Genomic DNA, 25195 nt, shown 5'->3' on the forward strand with positions numbered 1-25195 from the left:
CATACGTAAATGGGGGCATTCCGCATAAAAGCGAAACACCCCCGTAACAATCGCTCGCAATGAGCTGGGCACCTCAGCGGCACTACAGCTCAAAAATCATGCGCTACAGGCGCTCGCGAACCGCCTCGACCACGTTGGCCAGATCGACGAGGGCCTCGTCATGGCTCTCCATGTCGCGCACCTTGACCTTGCCGGCGGCAAGCTCGTCGCCACCCAGGACCAAAATGAGCTTGGCGCCAACCTTGTCGGCCTGCTTAAACTGAGCTTTGAGCGAACGACCCTGGTAGTCGGCCTCGGTCACGATGCCAGCGGCACGAAGCTCCTGCGTGATGGCAAAGACGTTCTGGCGCAGCTCCTTGCCGGCATTGGCGACGTAGACGCACGGGGCCTCCTCGGCACCCAGGTCGCTGCCAAAGGCCTGCAGGGCCAGCAGCGCACGCTCAAAACCGACGGCGAAGCCGACGCCGGCCGTGGGCTTGCCGCCCTCGAGCTCGACCAGGCCATCGTAGCGGCCGCCGCCACCGATGGAGCCGACGCCGGCGCCAGGGGCCTCGACCTCAAAGACGGTACGGGTGTAGTAGTCCAGGCCGCGCACCAGGGTGGGATCCTCGACGTACTCGATACCGGCGACGTCCAGATAGCGCTTGACCTGCTCGTAGTGCTCGCGGCACTCATCGCACAGGTTGTCGCCCATCAGCGGGGCGTCGGCCATGATCTCGCGGCAGTGGTCGTTCTTGCAGTCGAAGGCGCGCAGCGGGTTAAGCTCGGCGCGCTCGCGGCACTCGTCGCACATCTCATCGGCGTGGTCGAGAATGAACTGCTTAACCTGCTCGCGATAGGCCGGACGGCATTGGGCATCGCCCATCGAGTTAATGAGCAGACGGAGCTTGGACAGATCGAAGCCCAGGCGCTTGTAAAACTCCATGAGCATAATGATGCACTCGGCGTCTGCCGCCGGATCGGGAGCGCCGAGCCACTCGATGCCCACCTGATGGAACTGGCGCAGGCGGCCCTTCTGGGGACGCTCGCCACGGAACATGGCCTCGGCGTAGTAAGCCTTAAACGGCGTGGAGCCCTGGGGCACCAAGTTGTTCTCCACGACGGCGCGCACCACGCCAGCCGTGCCCTCGGGACGAAGCGCCAGGCGCTGCTTGGGCTTGAGCTTGGTATCGGTGCCCTCGGTAAAGACGCGCTCCAGGTTGGCGCCGCTAAACACGCGGAACATCTCCTTGCGCACGACGTCGGTCGACTGGCCGATGCCGTGGACAAACACGTCCACCTGCTCGATGGCGGGCGTCTCGATGGGCTTAAAGCCAAACGGCTCGAACACGCCAGCAGCGATCTGCTGCATCTTTTGCCAGGCGCGCATCTCAGCGCCGATAAGGTCGCGGGTTCCCTCCGCCTTCTGTGCCTGCATGGGCAAACACCTTTCTTTTGTATCGCGTCATAGGTAGTGGTCATTATACGGCACAAACACAAACAGCGGCGGTGCATCTGACCGAACGAGGGTATGGGGACTCGTTCGGCCAGATGCACCGCCGCGGTGTGCAATCTGCAATCCTTCCGCCTCTTCGGATCACAAAATCCGTTGGACGGAAAGACTTCGGGTCATCTCTTGAGCCCGTGGCTGCATGGGAAACCGAATGACGGTACGAGCATCCATTCGGCTTCCAAGGCAGCCACGGACAAAACGGGGCAAAGAGCTACGAGCGACGTCGTCCCTACTCCCCCGCCACGCTCGCGCGCAGCTTAGCCGCGATGGGCTCAGACGCCAGCAGGAACACCAGCATTGCCACCGAGCACGCCAGGCACACGATCCATGTGCTCGTAAAGGAGCCCGTGGCATCGAACAGTATTCCCGAGACGATGGCGCCCACCGTGCCGCCAACCATCTCGAGCGAGGTGATGGTGCCCGTTACCTTGCCCAGGTCGGCCATGCCAAACTGCTTGGACGCGGCAATGGTAGGCGTGATGGTGCCCATGCACGTTCCGATTCCAAAGCTAATGGCAGCCACAATGGGGCCAAGGTCGGTTGCGGGAAAGCACAGGGCGGCGCAGGCGATGATGCACGCGACAGAACCCAGCACATTGCCAAAGCGCAGGCCAAAACGGTCGTAAATGGCGCCGAGCGAAATCTTGGCGATAACGACGGTGACCATGTAGGCCGAAAGAACCGTACCGGCCCACATGGGGTCGTGGCCACCCGTGACGATCTTGGCACCGTTGACGGTAACGCTCGTCATGTTGGTGACCTGGTTGGGCAAAATGGCGCCGTTAACGAGGCCCATAAAGAGAAAGGCGACGACGAGCAGCCAAAACGCCGGGCTCTTCTTGATGCGAGACCAGCCAACGTTAACCTCGGGCGCCGTGCGCTCGTCCTTGTCGCCAGCCGTCGAGACGGACGGATCGCCCGGGTTCTCGCCGAGCGGCTTCAGGCCAATCTCGGAAGGTTTGGTGCGGAAGGAATAGTCATGCAGTTAACGAAAATGGTGTAGCACGTGGCCATGATGACAAAGCCGGAGGCCACCACGAACCAGCCAGGGAAAAATTTACGTTGCTGGGACATGGATTACTCCTTGTGGTCCGCAATGTATCCGAGAGCGACGGCGGCATAAGCCGCGGCGCCGAGGGGAAGCTCGGCATCGTTAAAGCGCGCCTTGGGATGATGCTGGGCAAAATGCTCGTCCGTATCGGTCACGGCCGCGCCCACCGTAAAGTACGCACTTGGGATCTCGCTCGAGATAAGTGCGAAATCCTCGCTCGCCATGGCGTGGAATAGCGGCAGGAAGGCAGCCTTGGGCAGCACCGCGCCCACGTAGCCAAGCGAGGCCTGGGTCATATCGCTGTCGAGCACGAGCGGCGGAACGTCCGAAAGCGTCTCGATGGTTGCCGGCGTACGATATGTTGCGGCAACGCCGTTGACGACCTCGGCGATACGCTCCTTGAGATGAGCCATGAGCTCGACATCGAAGCCGCGCAGCGTTCCCTCGAGCACGCAGGTGTCGGGAATGACGTTGGCAGCCTGACCGCCGGCAAACTTACCAACGGTAAGTGCAACTTCCTTGGCCGCCGGCACCTCGCGGGAGATAAGCTCCTGGAGCGCTAGGTGCACATGCACGCCCGCCGTAATGGGGTCGATGCAAATCTCGGGGCTCGAGCCATGGCCACCCTTGCCCTGCAGCGTGATGCGGAAACCGTACACGCCCGAGAGCGCCGGACTCCCATAGAGCACTAGGCCGAGCGGCGACTGGCTGTTGACGTGCATGGCAAAAGTTACCTGAGGACGCGGGTTCTCGAGCAAGCCGTCGGCGATGGCAGCGCGTGCCCCCTCAAAGGTCTCCTCACCCGGCTGGAACAGCAGTTTGACGGTGGCATTGGCGTCGACAAGCTCGGCCTCGCGGGCCTTGAGCAAACGGGCCGCGCCGAGCAGCGCCGTCGCATGCATATCGTGGCCACAAGCGTGCATGCAGCCGTTGGTGGATGCAAAGGGCTCGCCCGATTCCTCGGCAACGGGCAGGGCATCCATGTCGCCGCGAAGCATGATAACCGTACCGGCTTGTTCGTCCGTGCAGACGCCATTGCCCTGGGCCGCGGCGGCACCGGCGCCGACAAGGCCCACAACGCAGGAACCATCGACGAGCGTGACAAACGGGATGTCCATCTCGGTCAAGCGCGCTTGGATATACGCAGAGGTCTGTGGGAGGCTATTACCCAGCTCGGGCATCTGGTGTAGATCGTGTCGCCATGCGGCAAGCTCACCGGCAAATGCCTGGGCTTCTTTGACTAGGCCATCGCCGATAGCGGTCTGCGCCGCTGTGGTAGCCTGCGGCGCTGGTTGCGGTTGAAGATCGGACAGAGCTGGTGCCATAGATGCCCTCCAGTAACGTTTTTGCAGCACGCACTTTGACAGCGTAAAGTGCAAGGCACAACTGTAAGGGCATGACATAAAAAACGCCGCCCTGGGAGGGCGGCGCAACAAGTTGTTTACAATTGCGGGCGAGATTTTCGGCGCAAGAAATCGAAATGCGTCTCGCTCAAGATAATCGACAAAAAGATGAGCGCAAAGCCGGCAAGCAGGCGCGAGGTGAGCGCCTCCCCCATCAACAACACCGAGAACAGCACACCCGAGGGCGACTCCATCGAAAGAAGCAACGAGCCCGTCGAGGCCGGGACGTGCGCCAGACCGACGTTTTGGACGAGCAGTGCCACGCACGTGCAGCCCACCGAGAGGAAGACCATCACGCCGATAAAACTCGGCGTCCACACGGACAGAGGCGCCTGAGTCTCGAATAGTAGCGACGTGATTAAGCTCAAAACGCCATTGCCCACAAACATCCAAAACGTGATGACGTTGATATCCATCTTGCGGCCATACTTGGCGGTCACCGCCATCTGGATAGCAAAGAAGACCGCGCCGCCCAGCGTGATGGCATCTCCAGCATTGAACTCGACGCTATCGAGTGCCACCAGGCCAATGCCCGCCAGGCACAGCAATGCAGCGCCCAAGTTGTAACGGGTAAGCCTTTCTCCGCTCAGGACATAGCTCGCAAACGGCACGAGGATGCAATAGGTACCCGTCAAAAACGCGCTCTTGCCCGCCGTGGTCTGTGCCAGGCCAATCGTCTGCAAACCGTACGCGCCCCACATAAGTGCGCCCATACCAAGCCCGACGATAAGGTTGCGAACATTAAAGTGTGCGATGATGCGTTTGCGGAAGATGGCGAACATAACCAGCGAAGCCGGGAGAAAGCGAACGTAGACCAGCTCGAACACCGGAATGGTGTCGAGTGCGTCCTTCATAGTGGTAAAGGAGTAGCCCCAGATAATCGCCACCGAAAGCAGTAGAACTTTCCAGAACAACGGCGAGCGTGCGCCGGCACCCCGGGGAATACCACCCGCGCCCAAATCCTCACGGGCTACAGGGCTATCGGGCATGTTTTCGATTTCGTTGGCAGCGTATTGGGCCATGGAACATCCTCGCACTCAATCTGGGCGTGGTGTCCGCACGCGTATGGCTGCGTGCCGCCTCATGGTCAAATAAAAACGGGACGCGCCGGACCCCCGGCACGCCCCGCTACTGTAGCAACAACCAAGCAGCTCATGCAATTCACTCAACTAAAGCGTCGAGCCGGAAGGCCTCGATGTTCCGTCAACGCCACATTGTCGCGCTAAATCAATTTGGTCGACTCCAGCTTTTCGATAATCCAGTCGTTGGCTTTGATGACCGGGCGGCGGAAGACGACGCCCAGTGCCAGCGACGGAATCAGATAGCTCGCCAGAATGCCAAGTTCAACCCAGTACTCCATATGGTAGGCGCCAGCCATGGCGGCATGCATGGCGTTGATGCCGTGAGTGAACGGCAGGAACGGATAGATCGCCTGGAACACAGGGCCGGTCATCTCGATGGGGAACGTGCCGCCCGAACCGCCGACCTGCATGACCAACAGCACGACAGCGAGCGCCTTGCCGATATCGCCAAACGAAACCGTAAGCGTGTAGACGATATTGGAGAACACGAGACTCGCGACCCAGCCCGCCAGCACAAACTGCAGCGGGTTGTCGCACTGAATGCCAAAGAACAGAATGTCGCCCGCGCACACGAGCGTTGCCTGCAGCAGGGCCAAACCGCCAAAGAACAGGTAACGGCCCAGATAGATCTCGTGCAGGCGTACGGGGATGAGCTCGTTGATGAGCTCGTCGTCGACCGAGACCTTCATCATGGCCGCCAGTACGATCGAGCCGACCCAGAGCGACAGAATCGTATAGAACGGCGCCATGGCCGAACCGTAGTTGCGGATCGGATAGACCGGCTTGCGGTCGAGCGCAACGGGGCCGGAAAGCGACACGGCCAGGCCCTCGGGGTCGTTGCCGATCATCGTCTTGATCGTCGCCAGGTCACCCGACATCAGGGCGCCGTCGAGCTCGTCCTTGAACGCGCTGATCTTGTCCGACGCCTCGCCCAGCTGATCGGAAGCCTTGTTGACCAGCTTTGCGGCCTTGGAGAGACCCTTTGCCAGCGAACCGGATGCGTCGGTCAGGCCGGCAACAGCGCTATCCAGGTCGCCCGAGATGCCGTCGAGCGAATCCAGAACGCCCGAAATAGTTTTCTTGAGCTCCTTGGCCTTGACCGAGAACGTGGAATCGTAGTCGGACTTAGCGCCCGAGATGCCCGCCTTGGCATCGGCGATGGCCTGGTCGACCTCGGCACGCGTGCTGTTGACCTCTGCCATGCTGTCGGAAAGGGACTTTGCGGTTGCCCTCAGGTCGTTGGCATTGTTACGATACTCCGTCGCGATCCTGCCCAGCGATGTAGCCACAGACTTGAGGCTGTCCTGGAGCTTTTCGTCACTCACCTGATCGGCAAAGCTGCGGAGCTGGTCGGCCGTGTCGTCGATTTCCTTGGCGCGCGATTCGAGTGCCGACGCGGCTTCGTTGAGCTGGGTCACCGTAACGTTGACATGCTGGTTTGCGGCGTCGAAAGCCTTCGCGAGCTCGGCGGACACGTTGTCAAACGAGCCCGCACTTCCGTCAATCGCGGCGTTGATGGCGTCGTTGGCGGCCTTGAGTGCTTCCTTGGAATCACTAATGCCGCTCTCGGCGTGCTCCATCAACTGCTTGGTAGATTCATCGACCTTACCCGTCTGCTGGAGCATACCGCTCGCCGACGTCAACGAATCGGAGGTCGAGCTCAAAATGCCCGCCAGCGAAGTCGCGTTGGCTTGAACGTCCTGCAGGTCCTCGACCGAATCGCCCAGTGTCGAGGACAGGTTGGCGATAAAGCTGCTGACCTGATCGGTGCTCATGTAATCGAGCAGGCTGGACACGGTCTTAAGGCCGATGGTCGTGATGGTCTTGGTAAAGGTCTCATTCACCTGGCTCTGGACGGCGCTCGAACCCTTTTCGGTCACGATCTGGGCGATGGCGTTAGCCTTCTGGTTTTCGTAGAACTCGATGTCGGCGTGCTTCACGTTGGTCGAGAAAAGCGTCATCATGTCGGCGCTAAACGTCTTGGGGATAACGACGGCGGCATAGTATGTGCCCGACTTAACGCCCTCAATCGCCTTATCGCGGTCGTTGAGCACAACCCAGTCAAAGTTCTCGTTACCGCGCAGGGTCGCCGTCACGTTTTCGCCCACGTTGATCTCGACGGGAATCAGGTCGCTCTCGTAGCCCTCATCGGTGTTGACCACGGCAATCTTAAGATTACCGGTGTTGCCGTACGGGTCCCAGCTGCCGGCGATGTTAAACCACGCGTACAGGCACGGCACGATGATGAGGCCCATCACGACGATCATGCCGATCACGGAGCGAGACACGTTTTGGACATCGCGCTTAAACAGATGCAGGATATTCTTCATTTATGCCTCACCTCCTTTGGAGTGCTTACCGAGCGGGGCGGCATCTCCGTCATTTGCAGCCGTGTTGTCAGCGCCCTGAGTTTTTTGGTGCGAATCCGTATGCGGTAAGCGACCCGTGGGTTGGTCGCCGTCCTTAGCGCCGCGCTCGTTGGCGTTGAGACCAAACATGCGGCGGGCGGCAGGAATAGCAGCCGTGTGTTCGCGCATCTCGCGGCGCAGGTCCTCATCCGAGAGCGCCGAGATGCGCATCTGGGTATTGAGGCTCGCGCGGATATATTCGATATTGATAAGCCAGCCGCAGATGGCAATAACCGAGATGATCCAAATGACCAGCAGGATGATCTTGCCGTTATTGTCGATATCGAGAACCGTCGACAGGACAAAGAGCAGGACCTGAACGCCCACCACGGCGGCAAAACCGCCCTTGATGTAGTACGGGTAGCGATGCTCAAAGGCGACCGCATGATCGAGCAGTTCGCGACGGTACGAATCGGAATCGAGCATGACACGCATGGCCGTGCGCAGCGAGTAGCGCTGGCGCGGCAGGTCATTGGACTCGCAGATCATCAGACCCGTCGTGGAAAGCTGCTTATCAAAGAGCAGATTGAGGTTGAGCAGCAGCGGACGCAGCTGCAGACCGATAAAGAGCGCCACGATCAAGAACACGCCCAGAATGCACAGGTTAAACAGATAGTTGAACGAGTACATGCCGCCGACCGTCTCGCGCAGCAGATTGATGCCGTAGGTAAAGGGCAGCAGCGGGTGCAGCCACTGGAAGAAGCCGGGCATCATCTCGATGGGATACATGCCCGACGAACCCGGAATCTGCACGATGACGAGAATGACACCGATTGCCTTACCGATATGCTTAAACGTGGTGGACAGCGCATAGATGATATTGACGTAGGTGAACGAGATGGCGATGCCGCCCAACACGAACAGCAGCGGGTTAACACACTGTACGCCAATGACCAGATCACCCACCGTAACGATGATGGCCTGCAACGCACCCAGGATCACCAGGAGCAACCAGCGGCCAAAGTAGCCTTGGCGCGCCGTAAAGCTGCCAACGCCCTCACGGTCGACCTCGAGCTTGTAGATGGCGATGAGCACATAGCCGCCCACCCACAGCGCCAGGTTGGTGTAGAAAGGAGCAATGCCCGAGCCGAAGCTCTTGACCGGATAGATCGACTTGGACTTGAGCTCAACCGGAGATGCCATGAAATCTGCGACGTCATTGACGTCGACGCCCACCAGATCAGCCAGCTCGCCCATGGACTCGGAAGTCTGCAGGGCCGCGATGTCGTTGGCGGCGGTTGCGAGCTTGTCCTGGACCTTGGCAAGCGAGGAATCGGTCTGGGACAGCGTGGTCTTGGCCTGGCCGAGTGTAGCGTTAAGCTGCGAAAGCGTACCGCGCGCGCTTGCAATCGTGGGCGTAAGGCCAGATACGATTCCCGTCAGATCACCCGAGACGGCGGAAAATGAATCAAGCGCGCTCGAGGCCTTCGGCAGCGCGTTTTGACCCAGATTCGTCTGGGCCTGGCCAAGGTTGGTCGCACCGGTCTGAATTGCGTTATTGATAGCATCGCTGGCACCCGAGATAGCCGCGGCGTCATTCGCCATGGCGCTCGACTGCGCAGACAGACCGTCCTTGATGCTCTGAAGCTTTTGGTTCTGTTCACGAAGCGCATTAATGGTCGACGCGATGAGCGCATCAACGTCCTCGGAGCCCGTCGATGTATCGTTGGCAAGAATTTGCAGGCGCTCGATAACTGCGGTGTTGTGATCAATCGTTGCCTGGAGAGACTCGAGCGAGTTGTCGATGCGGGTGGTCGTAGATGTGACCGTACCCGTCAGCTTGCCGATGGCAGCATTCGCCGAGGCCGACGTCTTGGTGAGCGCTACGCTGCCTTCCGAGAGCGCCTTGGAGAGCGAAGTGATGGAGTTACCCGCCGTGGTGCGAGCCTCTCCCAGTAGGTCGTTGCCCTGGGAAATCGCCTGCGTCAGCGACGGCGTCTGACCCTGCAGGCCGGCAAGCGCCGCATCGGCCGAGGCGATAGCACCGCTCGTCTTATCGATGGCGGCATTCATGTCGCCAATCGAATCGCGCACTTCGCCCAACGTGTCGGAAGCCTCTGATACCGAACCGGCCAACGAATCCTGAGTCTGGGCTGCCTTGTCCTTTAAATCGACTCCGGCATCTTTGGCAATACTGGCAACGGTTTCGCCCACCGTGGAGACAAATTCCGAGTTGATCTGCTCCTCGATGGTGCTTGCACCGGTGTCGGTAACCTTGGGCGCAATGGCGCTCTTCTTCTCATTGACGTAGTACGTAAGCTTGGGCTGATGGTAGTTGCCGTCGAGCATCGAAACCAGATTGTCCGAGAAGTTCTTGGGGATTACGATGGCCGCATAGTACTCACCGCTCTCGACGCCCTCCTTGGCATCGGCCGCCGAATCGACGAAGGTCCAGCCCAACTGATCGTTCTCCTTGAGCTGATCGACAACCTTGTCGCCCGCGTTGAGCTCACCCACCAGTTCGTTTTGGGTGCCCTGATCGTTGTTGGCGATGGCAATCTTGATACCCTGGGTGTTTCCGTACGGATCCCAGTTGGCCACGATGTTGTACCAGGCATACAGCGAGGGAATAACGCACACGCCGAGGGTAACCACCAGGGCGACGGGGTTCACAAGCAGTCGCTTAATGTCGCGCTTAAATATCGCAAAGGAGACCTTTGCATCGGATAGTTTGCTGCCGAGACTCACGCTTGGACCATCCATCCTGTCGTTGAATCAAATCGTACTATCGACAACCATTGTACGTAGGCGCTTTAGCGTCTCGGCGCACAATGGTATCGAGTTTTGCGGGTAGCAATATACTACGAAGATGAGTTAGCGTACAGTTGTACAGTATCTTTAATTTCAGCAGGTCGCAAAACCACAACCCCGACAAATAATTGATCCCTTGGGGACGGAGGAAAACGGATCACCGAGGGGGTCGGCCTGATCTGGTGATCCGCTTTCCTCCGTCCCCAAGGGATCATTCAAAAGGAAACGAGAGTGGAAAATCTCCCACTTCAAGCCCGCATTCGAGCCAAAAGTGGGAGATTATCCACTCTCGTTCTAATCTAGTTACGGTGCCGTATCCCCGAACTACATCAGGTTGCAGACAGCCGCCGCGAAGGCAACGGGGTCCTCGGGGAGAATGCCCTCGACCAGCAGAGCCTGGTCATAGAGCAGACCGGAGTACTGCTTGATCTTGTCGGCGTCGCCTGCCTTCTGGGCAGCGACAAGCTTGTCGAAGACCGGGTGCTTGGCGTTGAGCTCGAGCACGCGCTGGCTCTTGGGCATGCCGTCGGGCGCGCCCTCGGGTCCCTTCTGGAGCACCTTCTCCATCTCAAGCGAAAGCGGGCCCTCGGTGGTGATGCAAGCGGGGGCATCGGTCAGGCGCGCGGAGACGGCAACTTTCTCGACCTTGTCACCGAGCGCCTCCTTCATAGCGCTAAAGAGGTCCTCGTTCTCCTTGGTGGCGTCCTCGGCCTCCTTCTTCTCGTCCTCGGTCGCCAGGTCAAGATCGCCGGTCGCAACGTTCTTGAGCTCCAGATGACGATCCTCGACCTCGGGCTCGGCACCGTCGGCAACGGCCTTCTCGGCAGCCTCGCGGGCGGCGTCGTCCTCGTAGATCTTAGGCATATCGGCGGCAACGTACTCACGCATAGCCTGGAACGTGAACTCATCCACATCCTGCGTCAGCAACAGCACGTCATAGCCGCGCTCGAGCACGCCCTTTACCACGGGCATCTTGGCCAAGCGCTCACGCGAGTCGCCGGCGGCGTAGTAGATGGCCTTCTGATCCTCGGGCATGCCCTTGGCATACTCGGCCAGGGTGATCATCTTCTGCTCCTTGGCAGACCAGAACAGCAGCAGGTCGGCGAGCTCGTCGGCCTTCATACCGTAGCTCGAGTAGATGCCGTACTTCAGACCGCGACCAAAGTTCTCAAAGAACTTCTCGTATGCCTCGCGGTCGTTGTCGCGCATGTCCTCAAGATCGGCAGTGATCTTCTTTTCGACACGCTTGGCAATGGCCTTGAGCTGACGGTTCTGTTGCAGCGTCTCACGCGAGATGTTGAGCGTCACGTCGGCAGAGTCCACGACACCGCGCACAAAGTTGTAGTAGTCGGGCAGCAGGTCGTCGCACTTCTCCATAATCAGCACGTTGGAACTGTAGAGCGCCAGGCCCTTCTCGTAGTCCTTGCTGTACAGATCGAACGGGGCGCGACCCGGCACAAACAGCAGCGCATCGTACTCAAGCGTACCCTCGGCATGGAAGCTGATAGTGCGCGCGGGATCGTCAAAGTCGTGGAACGTGGACTTGTAGAACTCGTTGTAATCCTTCTGCTCAACGTCGGAGCTGCGCTTTTTCCAGATCGGCGTCATGGAGTTGATGGTCTCGAGCTCCTGGTAGTCCTCGTACTCGGGCTTGTAGTCGTCGCCGGCGTCCTCGGGCTTGGGTTTCTGGCGGCTCTTGCTCACCATCATCTGAATCGGGTAGCGCACATAGTTGCTGTACTGCTGAATCAGGCTCTTGAGGCCCCACTCGGTCAGGAAGCGATCGTAGGTCTCGGCCTCGCCGTCGGCGTCGAGCTTCTCGTTCTCGCGCAGCGTCAGGATGACATCGGTACCGTGCTCAGCACGCTCGCCATCCTCGATGGTGTAGCCCTCAAGACCGTCGGACTCCCAAACGTGGGCGGTGTCCTCGCCATAGGCGCGGCTGACAACCTTTACGTGGCTGGCAACCATAAAGGCAGAGTAGAAGCCCACGCCAAACTGACCGATGATGTCGACATCGGAACCCTGCTGCTCGGCGTTCTCAGTCTTAAACTCCTCGGAGCCGGAATGGGCGATGGTGCCCAGATTGCGCTCGAGCTCCTCGGCGGTCATGCCAATGCCGTTATCCGAGATGGTAATGGTGCGGGCGTCTTTATCAAAAGAGACGCGAATAGCCAGGTCGCCCTGGTCGAGCTTGACACTCGGGTCCTGCAGGCTCTTAAAGTTGAGCTTGTCGACGGCGTCGCTCGCGTTGGAGATAAGCTCGCGCAGGAAGATTTCCTTATTGGTGTAGATGGAGTTGATCATGAGGTCGAGCAGTTTTTTGCTCTCGGTCTTAAATTGACGCATGTGCAGTCCTTTCGCGCTACCCCCGTCCGCAAAAACGGCCCGGTTGCCCGAGCCGCATCGCAGACCTGCTATGTCCAGACTTAGATTTTATAACCCATTAGCGCGCATATATACATACGGAATCGAAAAACTGTATGTCCAAACGCTCTGATGCGCCAATTGCCAAGGAGTGTCCCCGACTGCCGGCAGGAAAGGAACGTCCCTATCTGCCATCTACGCGCTTGGCCATCCAAACATGGGGCTGGCCCTCGTCTTCGTAGTCCACCGGGGCAATCTGCGTGTAACCCGCCTTGGCATAGAGCGGCAGCACGTATTCCTGCGCGTGCAGCTTAATGAGCTTGGCGCCGGCATCACGCGCGCACGTATCACTGGCCTCGACAATCTTGCTCGCCAAACCGCGACGGCGCATGCTCGGCAGCACGGCCACGCGCCCCATAATGTAGGTCTCCCCCGCCGCGACGCCTTCGTCCAAGTCGCACGCCGGCGACACCGGAGCCTCTGCGTCAGCTGCGCGCTCGAGTTCTTCGGGAAACACGCGCGAGCAACCGGCAAGCTCACCGTCTACATAGAGCGTCACATGGATGCAGTTCGGATCCTCGTCGATAGCGTCAAACTCATTCTCGTAGCCCTGCTCGTCCATAAAAACGACGCGGCGCACCAACGCCGCGTCATCAAAGCATCCCGTCTTAAGTTGGATATCCATAGCTGCCCTTTCATTCAACGCGAACGTTAGGGACAGATTTTAGCGAAAATGAGCTCCGCGCACGCTAAACTTCGCGCGAGCCTTCGCCAGACAGTCGTAATGACCCACGTTATGGGCATCGCTCGCGATGAAGCTGTACAGGTTCTGATCGAACAGGCGCTGTGCCGGCTTTTTCTCGCGACCAAAGCGACCGCCGGCAATAAAGTCCGCCGAAGCCTGCAGCTTGCAGCCCATATCGACCAGGCGCTCCGCCACGCTTACATCCTTTTGAACCGCACGATAGCGCTCAGGATGAGCGATGATCACCTGATAGCCACGGCACTGCAAATCGTAAATCGTGTTCTCGTACTCTCTAAACGCATACGCATCGGCATGCGTCGAAAGCTCGAGCAGAAACTCGTTGGTCCCATCGAAATGCAAGTGATCCGCGGCATCGATACCAAGCTCAACGAGCTTTCGATGGTTGACCTCGAAGCCCATCTGGAGCGGAAAACCGTCAGCGTTATCGCGCAGCAGCTCAAAGGCATCCCACATCTTGTCGTAATCAAAATAGGGATCACGGCAGTGAGGAGTGCAAACGATTCTGGTTACACCGGCCCGCTTGGCAGCCTCGAGCATCGCCAAGCTCTCTTCGAGATCGGCGGCGCCGTCGTCTACACCCGGCAAGATATGGCAATGAATGTCACGCATAGGTCAGCCTTAATCAACTAAACGTTTGCTCGGTTGGTGAAGATGCCCTTTTTGGAAGTGCCCTGATCGTCGGAGCCCTTCTTAACCTTCTTACCGTCCTTGGTGTAGTAAGAATAATAGTACTCGCTGGTCTCGGTCTCACAGTAATTCATGACGGTACCGATGAGCTTGACCTTCTCGGACTTCTTAAGCTGGGCGATAGCGTTGAGCGCCTCTTCGCGCTTGGTAAAGTCCTCGCGCACCACGAACAGCGCGCCGTCGGTCAGGCTGGCAATCTCGGCAGCATCGATGAAGGTGCCGACCGGAGGAGCATCGAAGATGACGTACTGGAACTTAGCAGACAGTGCCTTGACCAGCTTGGCAAAGCGATGGGAGACGATGATGTCGGCAGGATTGGGAATATGCGGCTCAGCATCGAGGAAGTAGAAATTCTTCTGACCTGTCTCGACAATCGCCTGGTCGATAGAAACCTGCTCGGACAGGACTGCATAGAGTCCGCCGCGGGAGCGGACGCCGAGCATATCGGCAAGGGACCTGCGACGCATATCAGCCTCGACCAGCAGGACACTCTTGCCGCTCGTGGCGATTGCCTGAGCAAGATTAATGGAAACCGTAGACTTGCCCTCGTTGGGAATCGAGGAGGTAACGGTGATGGTGCGAATGGGGTCGTCCACGCTCGCAAAGCGGATGTTGGCCAGAAGGGTCTTGGCGGCATTCTGCACAACGAGCTTATCGGTGTTCTTTGCCTTAGCCATGCCTATTTACCACCTTTCATAGCCGGAATTCGGCCAACAACGGGAATACCCAGGAGCTCTTCTGCCTCTTCGGCACCGCGGATGCGGGTATTGAGCATGTCTGCCAAAACGACATAGGCAACTGCGATAAAGATACCGGCGAGGAACGCGACGGCAATATACAGCGTGCGCTTGGGGCCGCTGGGGGCTTCGGGGGTCTTAGCCTCGTCGATAACGTTGATGCTCTGGGCAGCGCCGACGTTCTGAGCGACCGTACTCACCGAGCTGGCAATGGCCTTTGCGACCTCAGCCGTCTCCTTGGCATCGGTGCCGGTAACCGAAAGCGTAATGACACGCGTGGTGGTCTCGGAGGAAACAGACACCTTGTAGTCATCCAAATCGGTGAGACCCAGTTCTTTGGCGGCGCCGCTCTTAACGCTATCGCTATCCAGCAGCGTGGCGATATCGTTGGAAAGCATCTGGCTCGCCGAGAGATCGTTGTAGCTCATCTGACCGCTATCGTCGGTCTTGGCGAGAATGTACATGCTCGTCGTCGCGGTATAGGTGTTGTCCATCGCAACGAAGGACACGATGCCCATGGCGATCGCGCAGACCACCGGAAGGGTGATGACCAGCTTGAGGTGCTTCTTCAGCAGCTGGAACAGTTCGAGAAGGGTCATGCAGCTTGCCTTTCATTTCCCCAGTTCGGATTGACAAAACTGTCCGTATGTTATCGCATCTTTTTACCGAGACCAAACTCTATACATAAGAAACAGGCTCTCCTGTAAAAATGTCGGAAGCAATCGTAAAATTGCACAACAACGCCGCACCCGAAAGTCAAATGCGGCGTCTACATCAATATCTGTGTTGTATCGCTATGCGAATGGCTCGTCCTGCTGTATGGGAAACGTCACCGTAATGGTGGTTCCCACGCCCAACTCGCTCGACAGATCAAGCGTGGCGTGATGATACAGGGCCGCATGCTTGACAATGGCAAGCCCCAGGCCGGTTCCGCCGCGTGCCTTGGACCTACTCTTGTCCACGCGATAGAACCGCTCAAATACCTTGCCCTGTTCTTCAGGCGCGATACCGATTCCCGTGTCGGCGACAGCGAGGAACGGATGGCCTTCGTCGTTGGTGCCGCACTGCAGCGTAACCGTACCGCCGGGCCGATTGTAGCGGATGGCGTTGCTTGCCAGATTATAGATGAGCTCGTCGACCAAGCGCGACACGCCTTCGATGACCACAGGCTTGGTCTCATGACTTATCGTCACATTCGCCTGACGGGCAACCTGTTCAAGACGCTGCTCAACCGCGTAGATCGCACGCGAGAGCTCAATAGGCTCCGTGGACCCAATGGGCACTGCCTCGCCTTCAGTTGCACGTTCGGCCTCGTCCAAGTTAGACAGCGTAAGGATGTCGTTGACAAGCGCTGCCAAGCGGCCCGCCTCACGATAGATGCGACCGCCAAAGTTGCGCAGGTCGTCCTCGCCCTCGACCATGCCATTTGCGATGAGCTCGGCATAGCCCGAAATCGCCGTAAGCGGCGTCTTGAGCTCATGGGTGATATTCGCCGTGAACTCGCGGCGCATACGGTCGTTGTCCGCTAGCACCGCCATTTGGCGCTTGAGTTCCTGGCGCTGCGACTCGATGCGCTCAAGCATGGGGACCATCTCGGCATAGGCGTGCTCATAGCTACGGCGTGGGTGATCCAAATCCACCTCTTGCAACGGCGCGATGATGGCACGGGACTCACGGCGCGCCATAAAAAACGAGAGTACTGCACCCGCTGCTGCGATAAGCAGCATCGGCGCCAGCATCGACAGCAAAATCGCCGCAACGCCAGGCTGGGCCTGCGCCAAGCGAACGACCTGGCCGTTATCAAGGGTGACGGCGCGATACAGCATAATCTCGTCGAGTGTAGAGCTTGCGCGCTCCGCGGAACCCGAACCACTCTCAAAGGCCTCGATGACCTCGGGGCGATCGCCATGGTTGGGCAGTGTGGAAGGCGACGCCTCGTTGTCGTAGGCAACAGATCCGTCCTTATTGATCAGCGTGATACGAAGATCCTCGCGATCGAGGCTTCGCAAGAACGGAATGGGCTCCTGCTGCTCGTCGAGGGCGGCAGCAATGAGCTCGGTTTCCTGCGCCAGATTGGCACTCGTGGCATCCGCCAAAGTGTTTTGCACAAAGAACGCACCCAGCACCGTAAACGCCACGATAACCGCCATGGCGCAGACAAAGATCGTCACAAAAACGCGGTGCGACAGCGTATGTTTTCCCTGGGGGGCGAAGACCACGGGTTACTCCTCCGATGCGGTGGCCGCGGTGTCGTCGCCTTCGGCACCATCACCGGCAGAAGGCTCGGCCAGGCGATAACCCACGCCGCGCACGGTCTCGATGGCGCTGGCATGCTCGCCCAGTTTTTGGCGAAGCGTCTGCACGTGCACGTCAACGGTGCGCGAACCGCCGTCGAAGTCCCAGCCCCACACGCTCTGCAGCAACGACTCGCGGGTAAAGACCACGCCGGGCTTGCGCATGAGGTACTCGAGCAGGTCGAACTCGCGCAGGGTGAGCTTAAGCGGCTCGCCGGCAACGGTCACCTCGCGATGGCTAGGCGAAAGCACGATGTCGCCCACGCTGAGCACATCGCTCGCCTGCTTGACCATGCCGCCGCGACGCAGCAGTGCGCGGCAGCGGCTCGCAAGCTCCATGAGCGAAAACGGCTTAGTCAGGTAATCGTCGGCACCGCCATCGAGCGCCATCACCTTGTCGAGTTCGGTGTCCTTGGCGGTAAGCATCATGATGGGCACCGTCGCCGTCAGGCGATCGGCACGCAGGCGACGCATAATCGCCAAGCCATCGGTGTCGGGCAGCATGATATCGAGCAGCACAGCATCGGGCACCCGTCGCGCCACGGCAGCTTTAAACTCGCCATCACACGAAAAGCCCTCGGCCTCGATTCCCTGCTTGCGCAGCGCGTAGACTGTCAAATCCCTGATGTTGTCATCGTCCTCGACGTAATAGATCATGTTGAACCCCTTTGCGGCCGATATGACCGCATCTTAACCCTAAAGGCACCTGTAAAAGACAGCGTCAGCCAAAACGCCCCGTCAAATAATCCGCGGTGCGCGGATCGGACGGATTCTTAAAGAGTTGCGCGGTGGGCGCGTGCTCCACCAGCTCACCCAGCAAAAAGAACGCAACCGAATCGGAAATACGCGCGGCCTGCTGCATGTTGTGCGTCACGACCACCAGCGTGCAGGTCTCCTTGAGCTCGCAGGCCAGCTGCTCCACCACCAACGTCGACACAGGGTCGAGTGCCGAGGTCGGCTCGTCCATCAGCAGAATGTCGGGCTGCACGGCAAGTGCGCGGGCGATGCACAGGCGCTGCTGCTGTCCACCCGAAAGACCCAGGCCCGACTCTTTGAGCTTGTCCTTGACCTCGTCCCACAGGGCAGCGCGACGCAGGGAGTCCTCGACCAGCTCATCGAGCACGGCGCGGTCGCGCACACCCATACCGCGAGGACCGTAGGCGACGTTGTCGTAGATGCTCATGGGAAATGGGTTGGGGCGTTGGAACACCATGCCCACGCGCTGGCGCAAACGGCAGATGTCGCAATCGCCCAGGATATCTTGACCATCGAGCGCAATCTTGCCCTCGATGCGGCAATCCTTGATGCCGTCGTTCATGCGGTTAAAGCAGCGCAGCAACGTGGACTTTCCGCAGCCCGAAGGCCCGATGAACGAGGTGATCTGCTTGTCGCGGATCTTGATATTCACGTCCTTGAGCGCATGGTGGTCGCCATAAAACAGGTCGAGGCCCTCGACGTCGATGCGCGTCGGCGAGGCGGCAAGATCCTCTGCCGTGGGGCGAGTCGCATCCCCAACCTCGCGCTCATGCGCGGCCTCGGCCTGCGCTTCCATGAGTTCTTCAAGCTTCGTGGGCTCCACAGCCGCAGCAGCCGTCATACCGCACACCTCCATATCGATATCAATTCAGCAGTATCGATAGTAGGAATCGCGGCTCATACGCACGTGAGCACATTGTCAAGTGTTTGTAAGGGCACGCTAGCTATGCGGCGGGCAGCTCGATGGTGAATATCGTGTGTTCGGGCGTCGATTCACATGCAACGGTACCGCCGTGTGCCGCGATGATCTCCTTGGCAATAGCAAGGCCCAAACCGGCACCACCGCGATTGGTCGCACGCGCCGCATCCAGGCGATAGAACTTCTCAAAGATCACCTTGAGCTTAGCCGCAGGGATAGGATCGCCCTGATTGATAAAGCGCACGCGCACGCCGCCATCGTCTTGGCGCCTGGCCTCAATCGTGATAGTCGAACCCTCATAGCTATAGGCGACGGCGTTTTTCATGATGTTGTTGAACACGCGGGCCATCTTGTCGCCATCCACGAGCACCGTCAGGTCCTCGCGAATATCAACTTGGGCTTCCTTATGCTGCTCGTTGAGGATGGGATAGAACTCGTCAGCCACCTGAGCCAGCAGCAACCCCAGATCAACATAGCCGCGCGTGAGCACGATATCGTGGAAGTCAAAGCGCGTGATATCGAAGAACTCTTCGATGAGCGCATCGAGCCGGTGCGCCTTGTCGAGCGCCACGCCCGTAAAGTGCGCACGTTGCTCAACCGGCAGCTCAGGAGCCTCTTGCAGCAGCGAAAGATAGCCCACCACACTGGCAAGCGGGGTGCGTAGGTCATGTGCCAAGTACGTGACCAGATCGTCCTTGCGATGAGACTCGTCACGCAAGGCCTGTTGCACCTTGCGCTCGCGATCACGCACACGGTTGAGTGCGCCCTCGACCTCCAGGAAGTCGCCGTCGATGTTATCCCAGGTGTCGGGGTGATCGATCAGGCGATCTTGAATACGAGCGGCCAGCACACAATCGGCATGCTGCTCGCCCTGCTCGTAGCCCTGGTAGTACAGGGCGCGGCCGCAAAAGAACAGCACGCACACGGCAAGCGCCAGCACAAAGCCAAGCATGTTGAATACAAAGACGGCATCGAACAGCACCGGCCCTTCGATGCCGCCGAGCGCCATGGCGCCAATCGCCAACGTCATGGCCCACGCGGCACCGCCAATCACCACGCAGCGGCGCACGACTTCAAATCGATCGATCAGCAAAAAGCCGACAAGCAGCACCGCCAAGATTCCAGCGATGCTATCGATGCCAATCAGCAGCAGGCTCAGCAAAAAGAGCAGCACCGTTGCAAGCGCGCGGTTGTCGACGACCGACCTCACGTATTCAAAGAGTCGATCGGGCACCTCGAATGCCTGCCTATCGTCTTTTGTCATATCCACTTCCCCACCATCAAAGGCCTTATTCGATTATGTAGCCGACGCCCCAGACGTTTTTGATAAAGCGCGGCTTTTGAGCGTCGTCACCGATCTTTTCGCGCAGGTGGCGAATGTGCACCATCACCGTATTGTTGGAGCCGGGCATAAAATCCTCGTTCCATACCGCGCGGAACAGATCCTCCACGGCCACCACACTGCCGCGATGCTCGACCAGATACAGCAAGATGGAATACTCGATGGGCGTGAGGCGAACCGGCGCACCGTCCACCGTTACGGAACGGGCATCGCGGTTGATCTCTAGGCCGTCGAGCTGGATGGTCGGCGACTCGGCCGCCTGCGCACGGCTACCGTAGCTGGTGTAGCGACGAAGCTGAGCGTGCACGCGCGCGATGAGCTCCAGCGGGCGGAACGGCTTAACCACGTAATCGTCCGCGCCAAGCGAAAGGCCCTCGATCTTGTCTTGCTGGGCATCGCGCGCCGTCAGCATGATCACGGGATAGGTATGGCTGGAACGGATCGTACGCAGCAACTCAAGCCCATCGATATCGGGCAGCATGACATCCAGCAGCGCAAGATCGAACTCCTGCTCCAAGATTGCCTTGGCAGCATCGGCCCCGCTATAGGCGACCTGTACGTCAAAGCCTTCTTTTGTAAGGTAGATACCAACCAAGTCGGCGATGGCCTTTTCGTCATCAACTACCAAAATGCGCTCGTTCATGCGTGCTCCTCTCGCGCTCCATTATGCCCGAGGGGGCGCACGCCACACACAACAAGCGTGGGTGATTAAGTCGGCCTTAAGCACCCTTGTGCCCGTTCGGGCGCGGATGTGGGCCACGCGCGCACGCGATGATCGCCGACACCGGTAAACGATATACTCTAGTTCCAGAAGAGACCGTCCCGTCGAAAGCGAAATCTGTGAAGTCCCTCACCTCTTTTGCAAAGCGCTCAGCCCAGCTTGCCGCCGGCTTTGTCTGCGCTATCGCCCTTGCCGCTGGCGTGCCCACCGTCGCCGGCGCCCAAGTGCTCACGACCGACAATGTCTGCGGCAAAACCGCCGATGCGCGCGGCATCACGGCAGAAAACCTGCCCGATATCGATGCGACCAATGCCCTCGTCATGGGCAAAGACGGCACCGTCTACTATGCCCGCGGCGCCGATGAGCAGGTCAAAATCGCCTCGATCACCAAGGTCATGACCGCAATCCTAACCGTCGAGAATTGCAAGATGGACGAGAAGGTCACGGTGAGCAACGCCGCAGCCACCGTGGGTAATTCGACCGCCGGCTTGCTCGAAGGTGACGAGCTTACCGTGGAGCAGGCACTGCGCGGCCTGATGATTCCCTCGGGCAACGACGCCGCCATCGTGCTCGCCGAATATGTGGGCAAGAAGATCGACCCTAAGACCAAAGACGCCGAGGCAACCTTTGTGAAGGCCATGAACGAGCGCGCTAAGAAGCTCGGCTGCACCGGTACGCTTTTTGAAAACCCGCATGGTCTGGACTTTGATGAGTGGGCTGGCGATATGCACTCAACCGCACATGACGTGGCACTGATGATGCAGGAGGCCATGAAAAACGATACGATCCGCGAGGTCGTAGCGAGCGAGGATTCCTGGATCGAGGTCACGGGCGCCGACGGCACCGACCATTCGCATTCCATGGACACGCATAACTATTTGCTGGGCCAAGATGGCAACATTGGCGGCAAGACCGGCACCACCGACGACGCGGGCTACTGCTTCACGAGCGCCTACAACCGCGACGGCGACGAGATCTACACCGTCGTTTTGAACTCCACCACCACCGACCAGCGCTTTACCGATACCGCCACCCTTGCCAACTGGTACTACGGTCACAAGGTGACGGTCGCAATCGCCAACACGCAGGAAAAGACCGCCAACGGCAACCCGCTTATGGCGCGCATTGGTCAAACCGACTGGACGGATAAGACGATCGACGCCACACTCGCCGATCCCACGGCGCAAGCGACCGTGTTTTCCCTTGCCGGCGAAGTGACCGAAAAGGTTAGCTACGACGATCTTTCGGGCACGGTGCATGTGGGCGACAAGGTGGGCAGCGTCACGCTCAAGCAGGACGGCACCAAGATCGCCGTCATGGACCTAGTTGCCGACGAGGAAGGCGCAGGGCCGAATCCCATTGAATGGCTACTCGTGAAGCTCGATCGCTTGGGCCGTCGCATCGACAACCGCCCACTCACGGCAGAAAGCGAGACCGTCGCCAAGGCGCCCGAGGTGTAGGGCGCAAGAATAATAAGTCCACTGAAAGGAGGCGTCCGAAAGGATGCCTCCTTTTTTGAGGTTCGAATCCCCAGCCGCCATTCTTGATAATAAAAAGGGCCCCAAATGGGACCCTTCTTCAAGTTCATACTGGCGGAGAGCTGGGGATGTCCGGGCATGCTGCGCATGCCCTCCGGCTTCAAAGCCTGGCGGCTTTTCGCCCACGGGCTACAAACGCTTTCGCGTTTGCTTAACGCCCGTGCCCTCTCGGGTTCGAATCCCCAGCCTCCTTTCTCCGCACAAAAAAGGGCCCCAAATGGGACCCTTCTTTCAAGTCATACTGGCGGAGAGCTGGGGATTCGAACCCCAGATGCCCTTTTGGGGCATACTCGCTTAGCAGGCGAGCACCTTCGGCCTCTCGGTCAGCTCTCCGTAACAGCCGTTCTATAGTAACCAAACAGCCAAGGATGGGCAAGAGGAAATTTTCTAATTGCCTAGCAGCCTTTCCTTCTTGAAAGCTTCGCCTACCCCAGCGAGCGGTTGAGGGAGCCGAGCTCGTCGTTGCCCATGGTGCGCCACATTTGGAAGATACAACCGCGCGCCAGGAAAAAGAAACCGTTGTCGACCAGTTGCACAGCGGCATCTGCCAGCTGATTCGTCACGGCGGACACTGGCGGCAATTCGAGTCCAGCCCTGCGGATGGTCTCGACCGCTTCCTCGAACGTCGGAGGCTCGCTGACACCCATCTCGTTCATAAGGCCCTGCATTTCTTCCAGCGCGCTGCTGCCCGACTCCTCGCCGCGCGGCACCAGACGGTAACAAGCCAGCGCCAGGTCGAGCTGATCGCAATTCCAATAGGCAAACGCCAAGCGATAGAACAGGTAGCCGATTGCAGAACGATCGCTGGCAATACGTAGGCCGTGGCGCGCCACCTCGATAATCTCGTCAAAGCGCTCCAGACGCGCAAGCACGTTGATGAGCGCAAAGTGCGATTGCATGGACGAGCGCGCCAGATCGTAAAGATGGCGCACCTCGGGCAGCGCTCGTTCAAAGTCCTCTTGCTCGGCGTAAAAGCTGCAGATCTCGTGCTGGGCAAAGTACAGCGCATCGGGCGCACGAAGGATTCGCACAGAGCGGTCTTCTTCCAACACCGGTAGCACCATGCGCACCAGCTGGTTATCGCAAAACTGCGTTTGAACCGGACCTGCCGCCAAAAGCTCGGCGACGGCGCACTTAGCCTCTAACTCCTCGACAAGACGGGAAAAGCCTTCAAAGGCACCTGTACGGTCGACTTTTGCCTGCTCGCGCAATTCAACAACACGGGCCACGTATGGGTCGTCGTCCTCTTCCATGACCTCCAACTCATCAGCCGTATCGGCAAGCAGCAGATCGCGCAGCGCCGGCGGCAGCGTGCGATGGTCATCACGCGGACGAGCATGAACCTCCGCAGGCTCAATCGTCTCCGGAGCGGTTGACTCATACGCCTCAAGCACACGCTTGCACGGCATATCGTCCATGTCCATGCTCTCAAGATCCTTGGCGACAGACACGCAATCGGCCAGATAGGCCGCGCGCCCAAAGAAATATGTTGCGACAACGCGCTCGCCCTGCCCACTGTCGGGAGCAGCAATCTGCACATAGCAGCGCGTGATGCAGGTGCCCGCGGCAAAACACGCTGCTGCAAGCGTGAGTGCCACGCGCGCATCGTGCTCCGCGGCCCAGATCGTGCGCGCGTCCTCGTCCAACTCGCGCCAGGCGTCATCTTGAGCGTCGTATTCACGTTGTGGCATAGCATCAACGACAGACTGCCCAAACCGAACGAGCATGATCCCCTCGGCAACGTTTGCCCGATAGGTATAGTCGAGCCGCGTGACCACGTTAAGTGCCTCGACAATACGCGCGAAGCGGGTACGCACATCCCACTCACCGCCCGGCTGGCAAGCCGCCGTACCCGGATTGCCCCACGGGTTATCGCTCGAGGCCGTATCGAGCAGTCGGGGAACATCGTTGGTCGTCTTGGCGATATGCCACGCATCAAAGAGCGCGCAGCCCTCAAGGCTCGGCGAGGATGCCGCAGGGACCAATCCGGCCCCGATGTGCTCAAGGATGCCGGAGAGACGGTTAAGACGGCACTCGATGGCAAGCAGCATGTCAATCTCGTCCTGGTCCAGCAGGCTGCGATCAAAATTGAGATAGAAAAGCTTTGAGCGATCGATGCGAGCCAGGCTCATCTCGGACTTAGCGGCGATGGTGCGCAAGCGAGGCAAGTCAATTTCACTCATAAGGGCGGCGGCATAGCGCTCGATACCGCTCGGATTCTCGGCATGGTCAACGCGGTAGAGCAGCGTCTCGATAGCGTCAGGTAGCGGTGTCGCGTTAAAGCCCAAAAACACCTCGACCGGCTCGGGCAACTTTACGAGCTTGATCTTGTCGACAACGTTTTGCATACCCTCGTCGAGTCCGTCGGCGTCCGCCGTGCTCGCAATGGTATTTTCGGAGTCAGCGAATATCACGTAACGCAGGAACATCGATGCCATGAACTCACCGTAAGGAAGGGAGCGGGTCGAATTCCATGTCTCGTGATCGGACTGTTCGCGCATGAGACCTTCGGGAGAGCCGACGGTTCGCGCGCACGCGCGCATCGTGCCGTTTGCTCCCCTCACCATAATCTCACCAATACCGGAGTCCGACTCGTCAAGGACCAGTTCCATGTCGGGATCGTTGGGCAGCGGAGCCTCGCTGACGGGGCGGTCCACCTTGTACACCTCACCCGAAACGCTTACGTAGCCCAAAAGCGACACATGGCTTTTGCCAACGAATTCGACGACATAACAAGATTCATGCTGATCCTCGCCAAAGAGTTTCCAGACCACGCCATATGAGCGTCCCGCAGGCTGCTCGGGCATCGCCGGAAAGCGCTTCTTGGGATCGAGAAACCTGAGCTTGTATGTCGGACGCTCTGCCACGGAATATCACCCTG

18 protein-coding genes and 1 tRNA gene are annotated in these 25195 nt (G+C 59.0%); 1 reads left to right on the top strand and 18 read right to left on the bottom strand.

Translation table 11 applies throughout. From position 1 onward, the window contains the following. Positions 1–103: 103 nt before the first annotated feature. The 16 genes from hisS to DXB86_RS03920 all read right to left on the bottom strand — a co-directional run bounded on the left by hisS (position 104) and on the right by DXB86_RS03920 (position 20698). Entirely contained in the window at positions 104–1417 is a 1314-nt protein-coding gene (gene hisS / locus DXB86_RS03845) for a histidine--tRNA ligase (RefSeq protein WP_117736208.1), read from the bottom strand. Positions 1418–1721: 304 nt separating this feature from the next. Continuing rightward, positions 1722–2477 carry an MFS transporter gene (locus DXB86_RS03850; RefSeq protein ID WP_117736209.1) on the bottom strand — a complete coding sequence of 252 codons (756 nt, stop codon included), beginning with the start codon at positions 2475–2477 and terminating at the stop codon, positions 1722–1724. Between the two features lie 92 nt (positions 2478–2569). Then, positions 2570–3868, bottom strand: coding sequence for a M20 family metallopeptidase (locus DXB86_RS03855; protein WP_117736210.1), 1299 nt, complete (start codon positions 3866–3868; stop codon positions 2570–2572). 116 nt (positions 3869–3984) lie between these two features. Then, entirely contained in the window at positions 3985–4968 is a 984-nt protein-coding gene (locus tag DXB86_RS03860; RefSeq protein WP_117736211.1) for a DMT family transporter, read from the bottom strand. A 200-nt stretch (positions 4969–5168) separates the two neighbouring features. After that, positions 5169–7358, bottom strand: coding sequence for a YhgE/Pip domain-containing protein (locus tag DXB86_RS03865; protein ID WP_117736212.1), 2190 nt, complete (start codon positions 7356–7358; stop codon positions 5169–5171). Then, positions 7359–10124, bottom strand: a complete 2766-nt coding sequence (locus tag DXB86_RS03870; protein WP_233504136.1) for a YhgE/Pip domain-containing protein — start codon at positions 10122–10124, stop codon at positions 7359–7361. A gap of 387 nt (positions 10125–10511) precedes the next feature. Beyond that, positions 10512–12536, bottom strand: coding sequence for a molecular chaperone HtpG (htpG, locus tag DXB86_RS03875; protein ID WP_055250494.1), 2025 nt, complete (start codon positions 12534–12536; stop codon positions 10512–10514). A gap of 202 nt (positions 12537–12738) precedes the next feature. Next, positions 12739–13239, bottom strand: coding sequence for a GNAT family N-acetyltransferase (locus DXB86_RS03880; protein ID WP_055250496.1), 501 nt, complete (start codon positions 13237–13239; stop codon positions 12739–12741). A 39-nt stretch (positions 13240–13278) separates the two neighbouring features. After that, positions 13279–13929 carry a tyrosine-protein phosphatase gene (locus tag DXB86_RS03885; protein ID WP_055250497.1) on the bottom strand — a complete coding sequence of 217 codons (651 nt, stop codon included), beginning with the start codon at positions 13927–13929 and terminating at the stop codon, positions 13279–13281. Between the two features lie 17 nt (positions 13930–13946). Beyond that, a complete protein-coding gene (locus DXB86_RS03890) occupies positions 13947–14684 on the bottom strand; it encodes a CpsD/CapB family tyrosine-protein kinase (protein WP_117736214.1) in 738 nt (245 codons plus the stop codon). 2 nt (positions 14685–14686) lie between these two features. Beyond that, positions 14687–15343, bottom strand: a complete 657-nt coding sequence (locus DXB86_RS03895; protein WP_055250503.1) for a YveK family protein — start codon at positions 15341–15343, stop codon at positions 14687–14689. 195 nt (positions 15344–15538) lie between these two features. Further along, the gene (locus DXB86_RS03900; RefSeq protein ID WP_117634258.1) at positions 15539–16963 is read right to left on the bottom strand and encodes a cell wall metabolism sensor histidine kinase WalK; all 1425 of its coding nucleotides are present in this window, start codon (positions 16961–16963) and stop codon (positions 15539–15541) included. A 3-nt stretch (positions 16964–16966) separates the two neighbouring features. Beyond that, complete coding sequence (locus DXB86_RS03905) at positions 16967–17695, bottom strand: response regulator transcription factor (RefSeq protein ID WP_089572665.1); 729 nt, start codon at positions 17693–17695, stop codon at positions 16967–16969. Between the two features lie 64 nt (positions 17696–17759). Next, a complete protein-coding gene (gene pstB, locus DXB86_RS03910; RefSeq protein ID WP_199410983.1) occupies positions 17760–18635 on the bottom strand; it encodes a phosphate ABC transporter ATP-binding protein PstB in 876 nt (291 codons plus the stop codon). A gap of 103 nt (positions 18636–18738) precedes the next feature. Then, positions 18739–19977, bottom strand: coding sequence for a sensor histidine kinase KdpD (locus DXB86_RS03915; protein WP_117736215.1), 1239 nt, complete (start codon positions 19975–19977; stop codon positions 18739–18741). A 25-nt stretch (positions 19978–20002) separates the two neighbouring features. Next, on the bottom strand, positions 20003–20698 hold the full coding sequence (locus tag DXB86_RS03920) for a response regulator transcription factor (RefSeq protein ID WP_117736216.1): 696 nt from the start codon (positions 20696–20698) through the stop codon (positions 20003–20005). Positions 20699–20895: 197 nt separating this feature from the next. On the opposite strand from DXB86_RS03920, the gene DXB86_RS03925 reads away from it, so the two are divergent. Beyond that, positions 20896–22236: a D-alanyl-D-alanine carboxypeptidase family protein gene (locus DXB86_RS03925; RefSeq protein ID WP_157758021.1), complete on the top strand. Its 1341-nt coding sequence runs from the start codon at positions 20896–20898 to the stop codon at positions 22234–22236. A 320-nt stretch (positions 22237–22556) separates the two neighbouring features. On the opposite strand, the gene DXB86_RS03930 is transcribed toward DXB86_RS03925, so the two are convergent. Together DXB86_RS03930 and DXB86_RS03935 are read right to left on the bottom strand one after the other, a co-directional pair. Beyond that, positions 22557–22647: transfer RNA gene (locus tag DXB86_RS03930), tRNA-Ser, on the bottom strand. Positions 22648–22739: 92 nt separating this feature from the next. Next, positions 22740–25181, bottom strand: coding sequence for a lipopolysaccharide assembly protein LapB (locus DXB86_RS03935; RefSeq protein WP_117736218.1), 2442 nt, complete (start codon positions 25179–25181; stop codon positions 22740–22742). Positions 25182–25195: the final 14 nt, after the last annotated feature.

Origin of the sequence: Collinsella sp. OM06-18AC, assembly GCF_003438785.1 — a bacterium.
Lineage (GTDB): Bacteria > Actinomycetota > Coriobacteriia > Coriobacteriales > Coriobacteriaceae > Collinsella.